Genomic DNA, 18653 nt, shown 5'->3' on the forward strand with positions numbered 1-18653 from the left:
TTTGATCAAAACAGTTCATGTGAGCCATATCGGACGGGTGCGTTCGGTGAATGAAGATTCAGCCTGGATTCGAAATCTCGATACAGGTTATATTCTGGGTATTGTTGCCGATGGTATGGGCGGTCATCTTGCAGGAGATACGGCCAGCCGCCTGGCGGTAGAGACGTTGGTGCAAGATCTGGGGACACTTGAGCCAGGTCTTTCACATGCGTCTTTGTCAGCCGCATTGAGCGATGCTATTTTGCATGCCAACGAAGTGATCTTCCGCACCGCATCTACCGATGATAATTACCATAACATGGGGACCACCGTGGTTGCGGCATTGTTGAATGATACGGAAGGTGTTATTGGTCACATCGGTGACAGCAGGGCATACAAAATTGCAAACAAACATGTGATCCAGTTGACTGAGGACCATACACTGGTGAATGAATTGTTCAAAAATGGTCAGATCAGCAAAGAAGATGTCTCTCATCATCCGCGTCGCAACGTACTCACACGTGCACTTGGGACAGATGCTGAAGTGAAGGTGGATCTGGATACCGTCAAGCTGGAAGAAGGCGAAGTTCTTCTCCTGTGCAGCGACGGGCTTAGTAATCTGGTCAGCAATGAGCAGATCATTCAGGTCGCAGGTAATCTGGAACTAGCGTTGGAAGATCGAGCTGATCGTTTACTTCAGTTGGCTTTGCTTGCGGGTGGAGATGACAATATCACGATAGCATTGTTTGAACTGCAAAAGGAAGGTTCCGTGATATCGGAAACGGGGTGTGAGTCATGATTGGGCACCAGCTAGGCGGACGCTATGAAGTGATTGAGCGTGTCGGCGGTGGCGGCATGGCTCTTGTGTATAAGGCCCAGGATCTGTTGCTCAACCGAAATGTTGCCATCAAAGTGTTAAGGCAGCAATTTGTGCATGACGAAGAATTTATTCGCCGTTTCCGCAGGGAAGCACAGTCTGCAGCATCGTTGTCCCATCCTAACGTGGTCAGTATCTACGATGTGGGACAGGAAGATGAAGTTCATTATATTGTCATGGAGTATGTCGAAGGCAAAAACCTGAATGAAATTATTAAAGAACGGGCGCCTTTGCAGGTGGACGAAGCGGTACGGATCGCTTCCCAAATTGCAGATGCTCTCGATCATGCACATCATAATCAGATCATTCATCGGGATATCAAACCCCATAATATATTGATTGGTCGTAATGGCCGTGTGAAAGTAACGGATTTCGGGATTGCCCGTGCGGTTACGTCCACAACAATTACTCAGACCGGCTCAGTGGTCGGTTCCGTACATTATTTCTCACCTGAGCATGCCAAAGGTATCGTGACTGGCGAGAAGTCGGACTTATATTCTCTTGGTATTGTACTCTATCAAATGCTAACTGGGCAGCTTCCGTTCCTGGGAGAAAGTCCGATCAGCGTTGCTTTGAAGCATTTACAGGAAGACTTTGATGAACCGCGCAAATTCAATCCGCTGATTCCACAAAGCGTGGAGAACGTTATTCTGAAATCCATGCGCAAAAATCCGCAGGAGCGTTACCAATCTGCGAAAGAAATGCAGACGGATCTGGAAACCTGCCTGATGCCGGAAAGACGTAATGAAACGAAGATTGATTTTCCGGATGAGGATGATATCGATCAGACCCGTGTCATGCCAGCGATCAAGCCGGAGCCGCGTGGAGTTACATCTACAGGTGCTGTGCCCGTGATGGAGTCTGACGAAGATAACAATAAGGGAAAACCCAAAACAAAGAACTGGAAGAAACCAGCGCTGTTGATCTCGTTAACTGTCCTTATTCTTATCGCGATGGTTGGAGTTGTGTGGTACGTGAAAGGCATGCTTGTTGTGCCTGATGTGAAGGTGCCCAATGTTGTGAGTCAGACCGAAGAAAAGGCACGTCAAATGTTGCAGGACAACGGGCTTGTTGTCAGTGATAATGTCATCCGGGAATACAAGGAAGGCATTGATCCGGGTATTGTATTCGATCAGAGCAGGGATGAAGGCGATATCGTCAAAGAAGGATCTGAGGTCCAGCTGAGTGTCGGGGCGGAAAAAGCATTGTCCAAGATGATTGATCTCAAAGACCAATCTTATGATGAGGCGGTCAAACAACTCACCGAACTAGGCATTAAGGAGGATCAGATTCAGCGTAAGGATGAATTTTCAAATGATAAATCTGCGGGGACGGTTCTATCCCAAACTCCTGGGGTGAATGTAGAATACGATCCGGCAGAGGTTCAGATTGTTCTGACTGTGAGCCAAGGCTCCAAAACGATAAAAATGCCTGACTTGAAAAATCTCACGCGAAGCGAGGCGGAGAAAAAGCTCCAATCCGCCGGGTTAATCCTTGCTCAGGTTCAGGAAGAGTTCAGCTACACCATAGATAAAGGCAAAGTGACACAGCAATGGCCTGTGGAGGCTGGTGCAGAGGTGAATCCGGGTGATAAAATCACCATTTTCATTAGTACAGGATATCCGCCAGAGGCATTGAACTACGCCTATAACATTAACGTTTCGCCAAAAGAAGAAGGAAAGAGCAGCAAAATTCGAATTACTTTCGAGGATGCTCGTGGCAAAAGTCAGGAATGGGGAACCCGGACAATCAAGTCTGCCCAAATGCTGACGATTCCGCTTATTCTGGCTCCAAACGTCGATGGTGTTGTCTCTGTTTACCGGGATGGACAATTCCTGGATACGTATCTGGTGTCCTACAGTGATGCCAAAAATGGAACGGTAGTTGTGCCTACCATTGAGCCCGAGAAGGGTGCAGAGCCGCCTCCAACAACGGAGGAGCCTGAACAAGGCGGTGGTGGTGATGAAGGCACCGTGGATACACAACAGGAAGGTGAACCGGATACACCTGTTGAGGGTGAAGGGGAAAATGGCGAGGCAGATACTTCTGCGATGAAGAACGGAAATGGTCTCGCCAAGGGAAAAGATAAGAAAAAGGAAGTCGTAAACGCATCAAGCCGTCCATAAGGGCGGCTTATTGCCGACGTTCAAGGTAAATGTACTGTAAATTAAAGGAGGGCGACGGAGCTATGCCAGAAGGTATCATCGTTAAAGCGCTAAGCGGTTACTATTATGTCATGCCACTGGAAGACAGCGGGGTGCCTTCGGTTGAAGGCTCCGCCGTTCAATGCCGGGCCAGAGGCATCTTCAGAAAACGGGGTACCTCACCGCTTGTGGGTGACCGAGTCGGCTATATGCTGACAGAGAACGGGGAAGGAACAGTAGATGAGATTCGAAAACGTGAGACGGAGTTAATTCGTCCACCTGTTGCCAATGTAAGTCTGGCTGTTCTGTTATTTTCCGTTAAGGAACCGGACATGAATCTCAATCTGTTAGACAAATTCCTGGTACATATCGAACAAGCCGGACTGGATGCACTGATTGTGCTCACGAAACAGGACCTGGCTGATCCAGAAAACGATGCCCGGGATACAGTGGCTGAAGTAAAGGCTTTGTACGAGCAAATTGGATATGAAGTTATCTCTACCAGTTCACGAACTGGTGAAGGTAATGAACTGCTCAAGGAGCGTCTTGCCGGCAAGATTAGCGTATTCTCCGGGCAATCCGGTGTGGGTAAATCTTCGATGCTGAATGCCTTGATGCCAGGTCTGACCCTGGAGACTAGTGCAATCAGCATGCGCCTTGGCCGAGGGAAACACACCACCAGGCACGTGGAGCTCATACCGCTGGATAATGGTGGCTTTGTCGCCGATACGCCGGGATTCAGCCAACTGGACTTTCTGGAGATTGGTGTGGAGGAACTATCCACTTGTTTCCGGGAGTTCGCTCAATATGCAGATCAGTGTAAGTTCCGAGGCTGTACCCATACGCACGAACCAGGTTGCCGGGTGCTTGCAGCCAAGGCGGAGGGAATGATCTCCGAAAGCCGTTATAAGCATTACGAACAATTCCTTACAGAAATGAAAGACAAAAAGCGGAGGTATTAATATGATTAAAATTGCCCCATCTATTTTATCTGCGGATTTTGCCCGTCTCGGCGCGGAAGTGGCGGAAGCCCAAGCTGCTGGCGGAGACTGGATTCATGTTGATGTCATGGACGGTCATTTCGTCCCTAATATTACGCTTGGACCTGCGATTGTAAAAGCGATCGCTCCACATACAAGCTTGCCACTTGATGTGCATTTGATGATTGAGAACCCAGAACGTTATGTGGAGGAATTTGCGAAAGCTGGCGCGGCTGTTATTACGGTTCATGCCGAGGCTTGTGTGCATCTGCACCGGGTTATTCATCTGATCAAGGAACAGGGAGTTAAGGCAGGGGTTGCTCTTAATCCGGGAACTCCCGCGAGTGCTATTCAGGAAGTGCTGGACGATGTGGATATGGTGCTTGTCATGACCGTAAATCCCGGTTTTGGTGGACAGGCTTTCATCTCTGGCACGATGAACAAAATCAAGCAAATTCGTAGCTGGTTGAACGAAAAAGGACGTCATGACGTGCATATTGAAGTGGATGGCGGTATTGCTGCCGACACGGCTCCGCTTGTGGTTGAAGCTGGAGCGGATGTGCTCGTTGCGGGAAGTGCTGTATTTGGACGTGAAGATCGCGCTGCCGCGATTGCCGAAATTCGCAGTAGTTACGGAGGCTGAGCATGAGCCTCAAGGAAACGCTGTGGACAATGGCTGCGAGTCTCGTTACGGGACTGGTGCTTGCTTTGTTTGCGGTTATTCAATCCCCATACAATGCGATTACGTCATTGATCGGGGTTGGTGTTGTCATTATGTACTTCCGCAAATTTGACCGTACAGGACTTCGGGTTACTTTTGTGATATTCAGCATACTGTATTACTTATTGAGTGTGTTCATGATTGCTGTCTATCAATATATCCCTACCCAAACCTAAATGACCTGATAACCAGGCTCGTCATTGTGGAATAGGGACAGAGGGTTCCGCATAAATATGGTTACATGAGCAGGTTTCTCATGTAGCCTTTTTTGTCGTGTTTAACGTAAAGAAGGCCTGGAGCATAGGATACGGCGGATGCATGAGCATGATGGGGAGGGTGAAGTATGAAATTTTACACATTCAAACTGCCGAAGTTTTTGGGAGGGTTTGTAAAGGCAATTCTTAATACGTTTCAAAAGAACTGACATGATTAAATGGTTCCATTGGCGAATACCGCCGCTTTGGCTTCAGGATCATCTGGAATTCGGACCTGCGAAGCGCCATGCGGCGGCCATTCACATGCTGATGTGTGTATTCATGATTTTATTTCTGAATACCAAAAAAGCACCTGCAAGGAACAAGGTGCTTTTTGCTTACCCGATTTATAGTAGCTGTGCGTGATTATACGCGAGTCACTTTACCGGCTTTCAGTGCACGGGTGCTTACGTATACACGTTTTGGTTTACCGTTCACGAGAATACGGACCTTCTGAACGTTTACGCCCCAAGAACGACGGTTACGGTTGTTAGCGTGGGATACGTGGTTACCGGTGCCCGGTTTCTTACCTGTCACATAACATTTGCGAGACATAGATTACACCTCCTATCCTAAAATAACCAGTTGCCCTCCGGAGACACGAATGTCATTCCATACGGACTAAAATTGTTCTTCCTGACCGCAATGGTCAGGTTCCAGTAGCTAATGGTGTGTTCAAGCCGGCATAGCCGGATCATTTCCATTACTAAACCTGCATAAAACAATACTTGAATATAATATCATATTGAAAAAAGCTTCGTCAACTGATCCAAAAACTTTATTTATTTCTCCTGTCTAATATAGTACAATGTTGAATAGTCCATAATACAGTGGTGAACAGGCTGTTGCCGCGGGGAAGCCGGAGAAAAATCGGCCTTAGAGGTCGGTGGTCTGCTTTTTTGGCAACGCTGTGAGCTGCGGCATTCCATCATTGGCACCAGTCTCCATGCGGCATTCATGCCGGCTCTTGATACCGGTGCATATCCGTATGCCCCGAATTAGGGGTTACAGAGCAATTGCAGGATATCGGTTGCCCGGCCGCCCAGACCGTTAATCCGGCTGACATTATGTATTGTATGCCTGTGCCGGACAAGGTATGGACGAAGAATAACGCGATAAGCGTTTGCGCATGAACAGACCAGATAACATCTTGGTGCAAGATGTTCGTGTATCAAGCTAGGAAGGGGAATTCTCACTTGAGTATACGTTCTTTAAATGGAACAGATTTCACCGCAATGATACTTGCCGGAGCGGAACAACTTGGACAGCATGCAGAGCACGTCAATTCCCTGAATGTTTTCCCTGTGCCGGATGGCGACACGGGAACGAACATGAATTTGACAATGAGTGCAGGAGTCGCAGAGATTAAACGCAAGAGTTCTGCCTCCATTGGAGAAGCTGCCGGTATTTTATCGAAAGGCCTGCTTATGGGCGCACGGGGGAATTCTGGAGTAATTTTATCTCAATTGTTCCGTGGATTCAGTCGTTCAGCTGCTCCTTACGAGGAACTGAATACACTCCAGTTCGCCGCAGCCCTGCAGAACGGTGTGGATGCAGCTTACAAAGCTGTAGTGAAACCCGTTGAAGGGACCATTCTTACCGTAGCCAAGGAAGCGGCGAAACATGCCAGCTACTACGCAAGACGGACGAATGATATAACTGAATTAATGAATGAAGTTTTGTTAAAAGCAAAAGAAGCACTGGCAATGACTCCGGAATTGCTGCCTGTATTAAAACAGGTCGGCGTTGTGGATTCAGGCGGTCAGGGGCTTGTATATATTTACGAGGGCTTTATGGACGTTCTGTTGCAAACGGACGGGGCGGCTAGTCGCACATCCTTCCAGAAGAGCGTACAGCCAACCGTAGCGGCATCTGCATTGAAACTGCCTGCACCGCCAGAAGTGGTTTCTGCGAAGCCTGCACAGCAGGTGATCGTGCCGGAGATGCCAATGTCTGCCCAGGCGAGACTGGAAACGGAAGATATTGAGTTCCTGTATGACATGGAGTTCTTTATTAATCGCGAGCTGGGAGAGAACGCAGGCGTTGCATTCGATGACGAGGGTTTCCGGAAAGCGTTGTCAGTTAACGGAGATTCCATCATTATTATTGCTGACGATGAAGTGATTAAGGTTCACGTGCATTCCAAGACACCTGGGGAGGTATTAAACCTGGCTCTTCGTTATGGAGAAATCACACAAATTCACATTCTCAATATGCGTGAGCAGCATCGTGATCTGCTGACTGCTGGCATGGACATAGCGCCTTCGCCTGAATTGTTCGCAGAGATTCCGCCTGAAGCAACGCGTATTCTGGAGCAAGCCGAGCCACCAGCAGATGAGATGGCGCCATATGGCTTTATCGCGGTATCTTCCGGTGACGGCATTGCAGAGATTTTCAAGAGTCTCGGCGTGGATGTTGTTCTGTCTGGTGGACAGACGATGAATCCGAGCACTGAAGATTTTGTGAAAGCTGTGCGTTCAATTGCAGCGGAACAGGTATTTATTTTGCCGAACAACTCCAATATTGTACTTGCTGCGCAGCAGGCTCGGGAGTTGCTTGAAGATGAGCGCCGAATTACTGTGATTCCGAGCAAGACGATTCCTCAGGGCATGGCAGCGGCTTTTGCTTTCCAGGAGGATGAGTCTGCTGAAACCAACCGTGACCATATGCTTGAGGCAATTAGCCGGGTACAGTCCGGTCAAGTGACTCATGCGGTCAGAGATACGCAATATGATGAGCTTGATATCAAAGCGGGACACTACATCGGTATCCACAATTCCAAGATCGTGGCAACAGACGAAAGCATGCTGCACGCATGTGAAGGCTTGCTGCAACAGATGATGGAGAGCGGAGATGAAGTGATTACCATTCTTGAAGGGGACGAGGCGACCCCTGAGATTACTGATGCGCTTGTAGCTTGGATCGAAGAACAATATCCTGATGCTGAGGTAGAGGTGCATCTTGGAGGACAGCCGGTTTATTATTATTTGTTCTCTGTAGAGTCCTAATAGAGGTTGTTCAAAAAGTTCTCAATGGATCACTTTTTGAACATGCACTAATAGCACTTAAGCAAAGAGGAGGGATCTTATGAGCCACAAGGTTGCAATTGTAACCGACAGTACCGCGGATATACCTGAAGAATTGGTGCGTAAATACGGGATTCATGTTGTTCCGCTGCGTGTTCTGTTCGGGGAAGAAGCTTTTGCAGACGGTGTTGATCTGACTTCAGAACAGTTCTATGCAAAGTTGGAGAAGGCATCTGTGCTGCCTACGACCTCACAGCCTTCCCCCACCGATTTTATGAATATCTATAACACACTGTTGGATGAAGACCCGGAACAGTCCATTGTATCGATTCATTTGTCTTCGGGCATGAGTGGAACCTATCAATCGGCACTGCTCGGTAAGTCGTTGCTGGAACGTGAAGGCGATATAACGGTACTGGATTCGAAGTCTGCATCCTATGGATATGGTTTATTGGTCGTACAGGCTGCCGAGCTTGCCGAACAAGGCAAATCCGCTGCGGAGATCGCTACGGCTGTAGCAGCCATGCAGCAGAGCCGCAAGCTGTTCTTTCTCGTAGATACATTGGAGTATTTGCAGAAAGGCGGTCGGATTGGCAAGGCTGCGGCCATTTTGGGAACACTGCTGAATATTAAGCCGATCTTGTCCATTGATGAGGAAGGCGTTATTTACGCAGTGGAGAAAGTCAGAGGTCACAAAAAAGCCATGGCACGCATTATTGAGCTGTTTCAGCAGGATCTGGCGGGTCAACGTGTTAATCTGGCGGTAGGTCATACCGCGGACCCCGGATCAGCGATCGCTTGTGCAGAGCAGTTGCGTGGACATTTTACACTGAATGAAGTGGTATATACCAATATTGGGGCCGTCGTTGGCAGCCATGTTGGGCCAGGCGTAATTGCCATATTTATGTGGCCTGTTCCGGAATGAGGGATTAGACATGAAATGGGAAGAAATATCGGTTAAACAAATTAGCGGCGTGAGTGCTCTCAAAGAGGGAGAGCTTCACGCCTTTGGCATCTCTACTGTAAAAGACCTGCTTGAATATTATCCGTTCCGTTATGAGGATTATCGCCTACGTTCGCTCAGCGAAGTGAAGGACGGGGACAAAATTACGGTACAGGGCAAAGTGATGGGCATCCCGGTGTTGCAGCGTTATGGTAAAAAGTCACGCCTTACCTGTAAGGTGATGACGGAAGAGTGGATGATTTCAGCCACTTGGTTTAATCGGCATTTTCTGAAGGAGCAGCTTACACCCGACCGGGAGATTGTTATTACTGGGAAATGGGAACAGAAACGTATGCAGATGACCGTAACAGATTCGGAATTCCCGGATAAAGGGGAAGGGCGATCGGGCACGCTGCAGCCTGTGTATTCGGTAACTGGCAAGCTTACGCAGTCCTGGATGCGCAAAACGATCAATCAGGGGTTAGTCCAATTCGGGGACATGATCCCCGAAATTCTGCCTCAATCACTCATGAAGAAATATGGATTCATGCCCCGCAAACAGGCGATTGCCGGAATTCATCGCCCACAGGATAACCGGGAAGGTCAGCAGGCCAGACAGCGGATGGTGTATGAGGAACTGTTTTTGTTTCAACTCAAAATGCAGGCTTATCGTGCATTGAACCGGGACCGCATGGATGGCGTAGTGCATACAACGGATAATACGACGATTCGCGAATTTGTCCGCAGTCTGCCATTTGAACTGACGGATGCACAGAAGAAGGTAGAGCTTGAAATTCTGCATGATATGCGTTCGCCGTATTCGATGAATCGTCTGCTGCAGGGCGATGTAGGCTCAGGTAAAACGGTTATTGCGGCAATAGCCCTGTATACGACAGTTCGTTCCGGTTTTCAGGGGGCTCTGATGGTCCCTACGGAGATTCTGGCAGAACAGCATATGCGTTCACTGCAAAAGCTGTTTGAACCTTTTGGCGTAACTGTGGGGCTGTTAACGGGCAGTGTGAATGGACGGAAGCGCAAAGATCTGATTGCATCATTGCAGATGGGTATGATCGATATCGTTGTGGGTACACACGCTCTGATACAGGAGGATGTATTTTTCCGCGACCTGGGTCTTGTCGTTACGGATGAACAGCATCGCTTCGGTGTGAATCAACGCAGTATTTTGCGGCGTAAAGGGTATAACCCGGATGTGTTAACGATGACGGCTACGCCGATACCGCGCACACTGGCCATTACAGCTTTTGGTGATATTGAGGTATCGACCATCTCGGAACGTCCAAAGGGACGGATTCCAATCTCGACGTACTGGGTCAAGCATGACATGATGGACCGGGTACTTGGATTTATTTCGCGAGAAGTGGACCAGGGACGCCAGGCCTATCTGATCTGTCCGCTCATTGAAGAGTCGGAGAAGCTGGATGTACAGAACGCGATTGACCTGCATATCCAGATGCAGCAGAACTTTCCGAAGTACCGTGTAGGTCTGCTGCATGGACGGATGACGGCTGGCGAGAAGGAAGAGATGATGCGTGACTTTTACAGCAACGACATTCAGCTTCTCGTCTCAACAACGGTTGTGGAGGTAGGGGTCGATGTGCCCAACGCAACGCTGATGGTCATTATGGATGCGGACCGTTTCGGTCTGTCGCAGTTGCATCAGCTTCGTGGCCGGGTCGGTCGGGGCGCTCATGCATCCTATTGTGTGCTCATTGCTGACCCCAAGACGGAGGTAGGGCAGGAGCGTATGAAGGTCATGACAGAAACGGAAGATGGATTCGAAGTATCCCGTCGAGATCTGGATCTGCGGGGACCGGGTGATTTCTTTGGCACCAAGCAAAGTGGCTTACCCGAGTTCCGTCTTGCCGACATGGTTGCAGATTTTGCCGTATTGGAGCAGGCGCGAGATGATGTGTCTAGCCTTATTGCGGATGCGAGCTTCTGGACGTCTGTTGACTACGCTCCTTTACGTGACTTTTTACAGCAGCAGCAAGTATTCCAGGGTGATCTGATCGATTGATTGGAGCTACGGAGGTGTGGTTTTCCACATTTTCCGTGGGAATATGTCAAGTGTACAAGCCCTCCTGTCATATGAATAAGAAGTGAGTTCATTATTCAGGAGGTGCTGTACGTTTTGGGTTACCAACAATATGGAATCAGTCCGCAGCTGGTGGAGCGGATCAAAACAAAGATGAAAAATCCCGCTGTCAAAGAGCGTATCAAAAAGTTGATAGATGGGGTCACCAAGTCTGATTTGCAGGATAAGGCCAAGGTGAGAAGGCTGGTCAAGTCGTCAGCGGTCATTTTGAATGAGAATTTTTCTACGACTCAGGAGGAACAATTTGTTGCTTTTGTTCTCGCCCAGAAGATCGATCCGAACAATACGTTTCATTTGATTAAGCTGTGGGGCATGTTTAGGTAGGATTCGATGTAATGTTGGGTGGTATAAAATGAACCATAGGGTGTTACTCGTGGCCACTCCGAGTGCAGTACCATCTTCCGATCGCTGTTATCCCCGGATTTTTATATTAGAATTTCAAAAGGGTAAAATCCGGGGATAAAGGCGAGCGCTTCGCTTCTTCAGATTGGTTCTGCACTCTCCGTTACTGTGTACCTGGGAGTTCAATTTATAAAACCAAATTACATCGAATATGTATGAAGTAATTTAGTGGAAGGGGGGTCCATAAGTCAGGAAGATGACTTATGGACCCCCCTTTTTTTGATTTTTTAGCAGCTTGATACTGAACACTGTAGTGGGAATTAATCTATATTTTCAATACCCCATACCCCTTTTTCGTTTTTAGTAAAGAAGTAAGTAATACCTTGATTCTCAATACTCCCGTCCGAGGATTTTCTTGCAAAGCGCACGCCTGCTCTAATTTGTCCTGGATGATCGAGTTTTTCTAAAAGATCTAACTCATAAAACATGAATTGGTCGGCTGTGTTTTTGTAATAAAACCCTTCTCTGATGGATTCTAAAGACTTTTTATTCAGATTCTGTTTAAAATTCTTTTCGTTGTTCTCTACAACCGATTCGAGATTGTTACTTAACTTGGAGATAATCTTTTCGTCAAAGAAGCTGCTTTTATATTTGTCGAAATTAATATAGACACCCTTCTTAAAATCGGCCGCTGTGATGTCCTTAATTGCTTCAATCTCTGCTGGCCCAATCAGACTTTCAATGTTTGTTGATGTAATGTTGGTTGAAGGGGCTTTGCTTGTTGTGCTGTTAGGTTTTTGGCTATTGTTAAGGCTGTTATTTTCGTCTGATTTTCCGCATGCTGAAAGAAGTAAAGCTCCAATTAGACATAGAGATAAAATACCACAAGAGAGGTTTTTCATTAAGTAAATTCCTCCTGGAATGCGAGATAAACGAAGCATGTTGATTATAAGGCAATTTTAAAAGGAGAACTCTAGATAAGTTCTTTATGATTTCGCAAGTATAGCTTGAGAAAAAATTTGTGCCATTTCATCATTCTTTATTCTTAACAAAAAAAGAGCTGGTAGCTAACAAAGATGCAATAAATACTAAAATTAAAATGTTGTTAGAAGGGACTGTTTTATATATGTAGTTTTCAGCTATTAGTACGAGGGTCGAAATGCTTAAGATCATTCTCAGCACATGAGCAGACGAGCGATTAGGGTTTTTAGTACGCTTTGAGATAAAGTAGATGATGTACCACAAACCACTAAAAAGCAGGAGTGAGCCTATCAGTAGCATTATAAACATTTAAATACACCTTTCTTAAATAAATTACTTTGAACTAATTAGCAGAATGTTCCAATTAATTATAACACAGGTAGATTCTTGGAAGTGGAGTTTTATGTGTAGGTAAGTGGAGTTTTGTTGGTAGGGCCTTTGCCTCTCCTTTTCACAGGATTGACTTTGCTTTCCTCCTGAGGGAGCAGTAAACTGTTGCATACGAGCATACATGGATTTTAAGGTGAGAGAAGCGCTGCTGCGCTGAGGGGCGTTTATTTTTGACGGATTGGAGGAAGTCAGGTTGACGGAGATGTTTACGATGCTGCTGGGGTTGTTTGAACGGGCGGCACTGCTGATTATATTTTTATTCTTTCTGTCGAGGATACCGCGGTTTAGACAGATTTTGCAAAAGGGAAAATTGAGATGGCAGGAGTACATTGCGGTTACGTTGTTATTCTGTGCGTTTGCCATCTTTGGTACCTATACCGGTATTAATGTGGAAGGCTCGCTGGTGAATGTGCGTATTATTGCGATCATGTCTGGTGGTATTCTGTTCGGGGCGCCTGTGGGCATCATTACGGGGATTGTTTCGGGGGTACATCGGTACTTGATTGATATGGATGGGGTCACGGCGATCCCTTGCCTGATTACGAGTATCCTTGCAGGTCTGGTGTCCGGGTATATACATAAGTATACGCCTAAGTCGAAGCGCTGGATCATCGGCATTGCGGCCGGAATGATCTGTGAGGGGCTTACGATGCTGCTTATCCTGCTGTATTCCTATCCGGATCCACTGGGGGCGGATATTGTCTCAAAGATTGCGCTGCCGATGATATTGGGTGAGATGAACATTGGGCTGATCGTACTGCTGGTGCAGAGTGTGGAAGGGGAAAAGGAAATGATTGCGGCTCGTCAGGCCAAGCTGGCGCTGGAGATTGCCAACAAAACCTTGCCATACTTCCGCTCCATTGATGAAGACTCCCTGCGGAAGATTTGCCGGATTATTCAGGAGGATATTCAGGCGGATGCGGTTGCGATTACGGATACCCGAAATGTACTGGCTTATGTGGGATTTGGTGAGGAACGATATCATATCGGCAATGAAATTATTAGTGAGATGACGAAGAAAACGATCTCCAGCGGAGAGATTACGATCAGCAATGATGTAATTGACGAAAAGACGCCGGATATCCACTCCCTCCTCATCATTCCGCTCAAAGAGCGGGGCGAAGTGACGGGTGCCCTGAAAATCTATTACCGCAAAGCGTACAAGATTACGTATCCTTTGCAAACGATGGCTGTGGGCTTGTCGCAAATTATTTCCACCCAGATGGAAGTATCTCGTGTGGAGGAGATCAAGGCTGCGGCCAATAAGGCGGAGCTGCGTGCATTACAGACCACGATCCATCCTCATTTTCTATTCAATGCGCTGAACGCGATTGCTTCATCCATTCGCACCAAGCCGGATCGGGCGCGCGAGCTGATTGTGAATCTGTCCGGATATATGCGATATAACCTGGAGCTGTCGGATGAGCTTATTGATATTCATAAGGAGTTGGAGCAGGTCCGCAATTATGTGGAAATCGAGAAGGCACGCTTCGGTAGCAGGCTCAACGTCATCTATGATATTGATGAGGTGGCTGTGCATATTCCAAGTCTGGTCATCCAGCCGCTTGTGGAAAATGCCATCATCCACGGCATTCTCAAGGTAAAAGGACCCGGGACCGTACGGATTCGGGTACAGGATTATCCTGAGTTTGTGCGAATTGGGGTCAGTGACACAGGAGCAGGTATTGGAGCCGACATTATCGAGCGTGTATACCATGACCGGATGCCTGCCAACCAGATCGGATTGTATAACGTACATCGGCGGGTGAAGCTCATTTATGGACAGGGGCTAACAATTACGAGGCTGGAGCAAGGAACCGATATTTTATTTGATGTACCCAAAGGAGATGTAGTGACAAGGTGATGAACGGTCAATGAGAGCCCTTATTGTTGAAGATGAAATTCCGGCAAGTGAGGAACTGAATTACTTGATACAGGAACATAGCCAAATTGAAGTGGTAGATTGTCTGGAAGATGGACTGGATGTGCTGAAGTTTCTGCAGGAGCAGGAAGTCGACGTTATTTTTCTCGATATAAATATCCCTTCGCTGGATGGCATGATGCTGGCACACCATATTGGGAAGTTTGCGAGCAAGCCATATATCGTATTTACAACGGCGTACAAGGAACATGCCGCTGAAGCGTTTGAGCTGGAGGCGTTTGACTATATTCTGAAGCCCTATGATGAGAAACGAATTGCCGCGATGCTGAATAAACTCGAAACGGCGTTCAGACGGGATCATGAGCAGGAGGAACGTGAACGTGGCATTGACGATGGACAGGCTCACAATACGACTCAAGCAAACGATGAATGGTCTGCATTAAATATGCAGGTGCGGGAATCTAATGCCCAGAACGAGAGACGAATCAATCTGCTGCGCAATGACAACATTATTGTGACAGACACCGCCGATATTTATTATGCGGAAGCACAAGAGAAAGTAACGAAGGTGTATACCAAAAACGGTGAGTTTACGATGCCGGTCAGCATTTCGGATTTTCATGGCCGATTGCCCCAGGAAGCCTTTTTCCGCTGCCATCGTTCTTACGTGGTGAATTTGTCCCAAATCCGTGAAATTGTGCCCTGGTTCAACAATACGTACCTGCTTCGTTTGCGCGATCTGGAGGCTGAAGTGCCTGTTAGCCGGGGCAAGGTTAAGGAATTCAGGCAACTCATGCGCATCTAGAGGCATTTCATTCCGCATCTGATGCAACTCATGCTCAAAACGGTGTAATGAATCCCCTTTCATGTATGATTAGCTTGTGAACGCATTCATATATATGACATCGGCAAAGGGGAGATCACGATGAAAGCAGCTATTTCATCCACACCTAATTCAGCATCTACTTCTATGAAAATGAACCGCTGGCTTATTGTACTGGGCACCATTATTGTACAAATGGGTCTCGGAACCATCTACACCTGGAGTTTATTTAATCAACCGTTGTCTGATCGTTTCGGATGGGACGTCAGCTCGGTCGCGATAACTTTTTCGATTACCAGCTTTGCTTTGGCATTTGCCACACTGTTTGCAGGCCGACTACAAGAACGATGGGGGCTTCGTCGCCTGATTCGGGTAGCCGGTGTGGTGCTTGGTCTGGGACTCGTGCTCAGTTCTCAAGTGAGTTCGTTGACACTGCTCTACATTCTGGCTGGATTTGTGGTTGGATTCGCGGATGGTACGGCGTATATTACTTCCCTGTCCAACTTGATCAAGTGGTTCCCTGAGCGAAAAGGTTTGATCTCAGGTATTTCGGTCGGGGCCTTTGGTACGGGCAGCCTGTTGTTCAAATACGTGAACTCGGCATTAATCGGTGCTGTTGGTCCTGCTCAAGCCTTTATGTACTGGGGTATTATTGTATTGGTATTGATTGTGGGCGGCTCGTTCCTGATCCGTGAAGCGGTTGTTCGTGAACAGGCTCCAGCAAGCAGCACTGAAGGTGTGAAGAAACAAGAAGCACCTCATGATTATACGGTCAAAGAAATGCTGCGTACGAAAGAAGCTTATATGCTGTTCGTTATTTTCTTCACGGCATGTATGAGCGGACTGTATCTAATTGGTATTGTCAAAGATATCGGCGTGCAGTTGGCAGGTCTTAACGTCGCTACAGCTGCCAATGCAGTGGCAATGGTTGCGATCTTTAACACCGCTGGACGTATCATTCTGGGGGCGCTGTCGGATAAAGTGGGACGGATGAAAGTTATTGCCGGAGCACTGCTGGTTACGGCTGTTGCCGTAATGACGCTTAGTCTGGTACCTCTGAGCTTTGGCATCTTCTTCGCCTGTGTGGCTGCTATCGCGTTCTGCTTTGGTGGCAATATTACGGTCTTCCCTGCGATTGTGGCTGATTACTTTGGACTGAAAAATCAGAGCAAAAACTACGGCGTCATCTATCAGGGATTTGGATTTGGTGCCTTGGCTGGATCGTTTATCAGCGCCCTGCTGGGCGGATTCCATCTTACCTTTATTGTGATCGCTGTACTGTGTGCCGTCTCGCTCCTGCTCGCGTTAATTATTACGCCTCCGGGTCAAGGACGTCGTACACGTCAACGTGAACAGCAGATGAATCTTAATCCATCATCCCGGGCAAGCTGAGTGTAGCCAGGCACGAAGTTCTATTTTATAAAAAGCAAGTTGGGCGGTCTCTGCGGAGACCGCTTTTTTGGTACCAGCTCGACCGGAGGGGAATGGGATTCCTTGTACATGAAGCGGTTGTGTGCAATGCATACTTTGCTTCTGGTATACTCTAGGTGAAATAAAAAGAGCAAGTCCTTGTTAGCCATTTGGAGGAGGTATGCGCGTTATGAATTTCTTGAAATATGCACCATCTGATTTTGCTGATTATTATGCTCTTGTGTCCAATATTGAAGTCATGCAACAGATTACCGAACGTGCTCTGCCTGAGCATGAAGCTACATCGGAATATGAATCCATGCTGAATTATAATCTCGGCAACAATTGTGGCTATTATCGGATATCTGGTGAAGATGGGGTAGGAATGGCCTACGCCAAACTGATCCCGGATGAATCTGATCCGTCCCGGGCAGAAATGGGTTACATGATTCTGCCGGAGTATTGGGGGAAAGGACACGGGACTTCCATCGCAGCTCGGCTGATTATTCAGGCACAGGCGGCGGGGATTGCTGTACTCTATGCGGTTATTGATCCGTCCAATGCGGCATCCCGTCAAATATTGCTCAGACAGAACTTTGTATCCACATGGGTGGGGGATTATGAGGGGTTACCTGGCGAGATTCTGGAGTTGAATCTTCAGGTAAAGCGCTAAGGGATCAGGCTTGCGGGTAATACATAATATCCCGGGCATTTTGCATCACTTCGATGGAAACTCGTCTTCGAATGTATGCGAAATGCTCATACAGAGATTTGGAGGAGATCGAGATGAGCAATGCTGCAATGGAACAATTGAATTTATTGCTGCCAGAATGGCTGGAGACCAGCCGTCTGCACACCGGGCAGGGGAAAGTTGCTTCTTATATTCCCGAGTTGTTCAAGGCTTCGCAGGACGAACTGGGTATACATATCATGAACGCCGAAGGCAATCATGTGTCAGCCGGAGATTGTGGTATCCCGTTTACGATGCAAAGTATCTCCAAGGTATTTACACTCATTCTGGCCCTGATGGATCATGGGGAGGAAGCGGTCTTCTTTAATGTAGGAAAAGAACCTACCGGGGATGATTATGACTCCATGATCAAGCTCGAACTGGTGGAACCGGGCATTCCTTTTAATCCATTGATCAATGCGGGTGCGATTACGGTATCGTCCCTGATTGGCGGGGACTGCAAAGAGGAGAAATCCCGGCGCATTTTGGAATTTTTCCGCAAGCTGGCGAATAATGATCGGCTGGACTATAACGAAGCGGTATATCAGTCCGAATCGGAAACAGGCCATCTGAACCGCTCGCTTGGTTATTTTCTGAAGCACAATGGTGTGCTCAAAGATGATGTCGAAGATGTGCTTGCCGTCTATTTCCGCCATTGCTCCATAGAGGTGACTTGTGCGGACCTGGCTCGTATGGCACTGGTGCTTGCTTATGACGGGACAGATCCCATTACCGGAAATGAGCTTATTCCTCGTCGGTATGTACAGATCGCCAAAACGTTCATGACCACCTGCGGTATGTATAATGCATCCGGGGAATTTGCGATTCAGGTCGGGCTTCCTGCCAAGAGTGGAGTATCGGGTGGAATTCTGACCCTGGTTCCAGGCCAGTTTGGCATTGGTCTCGTAGGTCCGGCTCTGAATCGGAAAGGAAACAGCATTGCAGGCGTGCATCTGCTTGAGCGTCTTTCCAAGGAATTTGACTGGAGTTTATTCTAATGAAGTCATATCATTACCCTCTTGAATAGCCGATGAATCACTAATCGGTCCTTTTGC

General features: G+C 47.6%; 18 protein-coding genes. 16 read left to right on the forward strand and 2 right to left on the reverse strand.

The window, feature by feature from the left end:
• Position 1: 1 nt before the first annotated feature.
• The 7 genes from AMS66_RS30300 to AMS66_RS30330 all read left to right on the forward strand — a co-directional run bounded on the left by AMS66_RS30300 (position 2) and on the right by AMS66_RS30330 (position 5321).
• The gene (locus AMS66_RS30300; RefSeq protein ID WP_024631113.1) at positions 2 to 778 is read left to right on the forward strand and encodes a Stp1/IreP family PP2C-type Ser/Thr phosphatase; all 777 of its coding nucleotides are present in this window, start codon (positions 2 to 4) and stop codon (positions 776 to 778) included.
• Positions 775 to 2982 (forward strand): Stk1 family PASTA domain-containing Ser/Thr kinase, encoded by a 2208-nt coding sequence (gene pknB / locus AMS66_RS30305; RefSeq protein ID WP_053784308.1) that lies wholly within the window; start codon positions 775 to 777, stop codon positions 2980 to 2982. Before AMS66_RS30300 ends, pknB begins: the two co-directional genes overlap by 4 nt.
• 62 nt (positions 2983 to 3044) lie before the next feature.
• Positions 3045 to 3962: a ribosome small subunit-dependent GTPase A gene (rsgA, locus tag AMS66_RS30310; RefSeq protein WP_053784309.1), complete on the forward strand. Its 918-nt coding sequence runs from the start codon at positions 3045 to 3047 to the stop codon at positions 3960 to 3962.
• A 1-nt stretch (position 3963) separates the two neighbouring features.
• Positions 3964 to 4623: a ribulose-phosphate 3-epimerase gene (gene rpe / locus AMS66_RS30315; RefSeq protein ID WP_053784310.1), complete on the forward strand. Its 660-nt coding sequence runs from the start codon at positions 3964 to 3966 to the stop codon at positions 4621 to 4623.
• A gap of 2 nt (positions 4624 to 4625) precedes the next feature.
• A complete protein-coding gene (locus tag AMS66_RS30320) occupies positions 4626 to 4877 on the forward strand; it encodes a hypothetical protein (protein ID WP_053784311.1) in 252 nt (83 codons plus the stop codon).
• Between the two features lie 167 nt (positions 4878 to 5044).
• A complete protein-coding gene (spoVM, locus tag AMS66_RS30325; RefSeq protein WP_019424875.1) occupies positions 5045 to 5125 on the forward strand; it encodes a stage V sporulation protein SpoVM in 81 nt (26 codons plus the stop codon).
• 1 nt (position 5126) lies between these two features.
• The gene (locus AMS66_RS30330) at positions 5127 to 5321 is read left to right on the forward strand and encodes a hypothetical protein (protein ID WP_053784312.1); all 195 of its coding nucleotides are present in this window, start codon (positions 5127 to 5129) and stop codon (positions 5319 to 5321) included.
• Here the strand turns inward: AMS66_RS30330 and rpmB are convergent, their stop codons facing one another.
• Positions 5322 to 5510 carry a 50S ribosomal protein L28 gene (gene rpmB / locus AMS66_RS30335; protein WP_024631107.1) on the reverse strand — a complete coding sequence of 63 codons (189 nt, stop codon included), beginning with the start codon at positions 5508 to 5510 and terminating at the stop codon, positions 5322 to 5324.
• Positions 5511 to 6151: 641 nt separating this feature from the next.
• Here rpmB and AMS66_RS30340 point away from each other — a divergent pair.
• The 4 genes from AMS66_RS30340 to AMS66_RS30355 all read left to right on the forward strand — a co-directional run bounded on the left by AMS66_RS30340 (position 6152) and on the right by AMS66_RS30355 (position 11364).
• Positions 6152 to 7963, forward strand: a complete 1812-nt coding sequence (locus tag AMS66_RS30340) for a DAK2 domain-containing protein (RefSeq protein ID WP_053784313.1) — start codon at positions 6152 to 6154, stop codon at positions 7961 to 7963.
• A 79-nt stretch (positions 7964 to 8042) separates the two neighbouring features.
• Positions 8043 to 8906, forward strand: a complete 864-nt coding sequence (locus AMS66_RS30345) for a DegV family protein (RefSeq protein WP_053784314.1) — start codon at positions 8043 to 8045, stop codon at positions 8904 to 8906.
• 10 nt (positions 8907 to 8916) lie between these two features.
• Positions 8917 to 10962, forward strand: coding sequence for an ATP-dependent DNA helicase RecG (recG, locus tag AMS66_RS30350; protein WP_053784315.1), 2046 nt, complete (start codon positions 8917 to 8919; stop codon positions 10960 to 10962).
• A gap of 114 nt (positions 10963 to 11076) precedes the next feature.
• The gene (locus AMS66_RS30355) at positions 11077 to 11364 is read left to right on the forward strand and encodes a stage VI sporulation protein F (RefSeq protein WP_053784316.1); all 288 of its coding nucleotides are present in this window, start codon (positions 11077 to 11079) and stop codon (positions 11362 to 11364) included.
• A gap of 338 nt (positions 11365 to 11702) precedes the next feature.
• On the opposite strand, the gene AMS66_RS30360 is transcribed toward AMS66_RS30355, so the two are convergent.
• Positions 11703 to 12284, reverse strand: coding sequence for a hypothetical protein (locus tag AMS66_RS30360; protein ID WP_053784317.1), 582 nt, complete (start codon positions 12282 to 12284; stop codon positions 11703 to 11705).
• A 680-nt stretch (positions 12285 to 12964) separates the two neighbouring features.
• On the opposite strand from AMS66_RS30360, the gene AMS66_RS30365 reads away from it, so the two are divergent.
• The 5 genes from AMS66_RS30365 to glsA all read left to right on the forward strand — a co-directional run bounded on the left by AMS66_RS30365 (position 12965) and on the right by glsA (position 18596).
• The gene (locus AMS66_RS30365; protein ID WP_053784512.1) at positions 12965 to 14617 is read left to right on the forward strand and encodes a sensor histidine kinase; all 1653 of its coding nucleotides are present in this window, start codon (positions 12965 to 12967) and stop codon (positions 14615 to 14617) included.
• 10 nt (positions 14618 to 14627) lie between these two features.
• The gene (locus tag AMS66_RS30370; protein WP_053784318.1) at positions 14628 to 15440 is read left to right on the forward strand and encodes a LytR/AlgR family response regulator transcription factor; all 813 of its coding nucleotides are present in this window, start codon (positions 14628 to 14630) and stop codon (positions 15438 to 15440) included.
• A gap of 120 nt (positions 15441 to 15560) precedes the next feature.
• Positions 15561 to 16850, forward strand: coding sequence for an L-lactate MFS transporter (locus tag AMS66_RS30375; RefSeq protein ID WP_181014182.1), 1290 nt, complete (start codon positions 15561 to 15563; stop codon positions 16848 to 16850).
• A gap of 208 nt (positions 16851 to 17058) precedes the next feature.
• Positions 17059 to 17541, forward strand: a complete 483-nt coding sequence (locus AMS66_RS30380; protein ID WP_053784319.1) for a GNAT family N-acetyltransferase — start codon at positions 17059 to 17061, stop codon at positions 17539 to 17541.
• Positions 17542 to 17654: 113 nt separating this feature from the next.
• Positions 17655 to 18596 (forward strand): glutaminase A, encoded by a 942-nt coding sequence (glsA, locus tag AMS66_RS30385; protein WP_053784320.1) that lies wholly within the window; start codon positions 17655 to 17657, stop codon positions 18594 to 18596.
• Positions 18597 to 18653: the final 57 nt, after the last annotated feature.

This window comes from Paenibacillus xylanivorans, from assembly GCF_001280595.1.
In the GTDB taxonomy this organism is placed as follows: Bacteria; Bacillota; Bacilli; order Paenibacillales; family Paenibacillaceae; genus Paenibacillus; species Paenibacillus xylanivorans.

Coding starts and splice junctions, on each gene's coding strand:
- AMS66_RS30360 (WP_053784317.1), bottom strand. CDS start 12,284: ATGAAAAACCTCTCTTGTGGTATTTTATCTCTATGTCTAATTGGAGCT.
- AMS66_RS30380 (WP_053784319.1), top strand. CDS start 17,059: ATGAATTTCTTGAAATATGCACCATCTGATTTTGCTGATTATTATGCT.
- AMS66_RS30375 (WP_181014182.1), top strand. CDS start 15,561: ATGAAAGCAGCTATTTCATCCACACCTAATTCAGCATCTACTTCTATG.
- recG (WP_053784315.1), top strand. CDS start 8,917: ATGAAATGGGAAGAAATATCGGTTAAACAAATTAGCGGCGTGAGTGCT.
- spoVM (WP_019424875.1), top strand. CDS start 5,045: ATGAAATTTTACACATTCAAACTGCCGAAGTTTTTGGGAGGGTTTGTA.
- rsgA (WP_053784309.1), top strand. CDS start 3,045: ATGCCAGAAGGTATCATCGTTAAAGCGCTAAGCGGTTACTATTATGTC.
- AMS66_RS30345 (WP_053784314.1), top strand. CDS start 8,043: ATGAGCCACAAGGTTGCAATTGTAACCGACAGTACCGCGGATATACCT.
- rpe (WP_053784310.1), top strand. CDS start 3,964: ATGATTAAAATTGCCCCATCTATTTTATCTGCGGATTTTGCCCGTCTC.
- pknB (WP_053784308.1), top strand. CDS start 775: ATGATTGGGCACCAGCTAGGCGGACGCTATGAAGTGATTGAGCGTGTC.
- AMS66_RS30370 (WP_053784318.1), top strand. CDS start 14,628: ATGAGAGCCCTTATTGTTGAAGATGAAATTCCGGCAAGTGAGGAACTG.
- glsA (WP_053784320.1), top strand. CDS start 17,655: ATGAGCAATGCTGCAATGGAACAATTGAATTTATTGCTGCCAGAATGG.
- AMS66_RS30320 (WP_053784311.1), top strand. CDS start 4,626: ATGAGCCTCAAGGAAACGCTGTGGACAATGGCTGCGAGTCTCGTTACG.
- AMS66_RS30365 (WP_053784512.1), top strand. CDS start 12,965: ATGCTGCTGGGGTTGTTTGAACGGGCGGCACTGCTGATTATATTTTTA.
- rpmB (WP_024631107.1), bottom strand. CDS start 5,510: ATGTCTCGCAAATGTTATGTGACAGGTAAGAAACCGGGCACCGGTAAC.
- AMS66_RS30330 (WP_053784312.1), top strand. CDS start 5,127: ATGATTAAATGGTTCCATTGGCGAATACCGCCGCTTTGGCTTCAGGAT.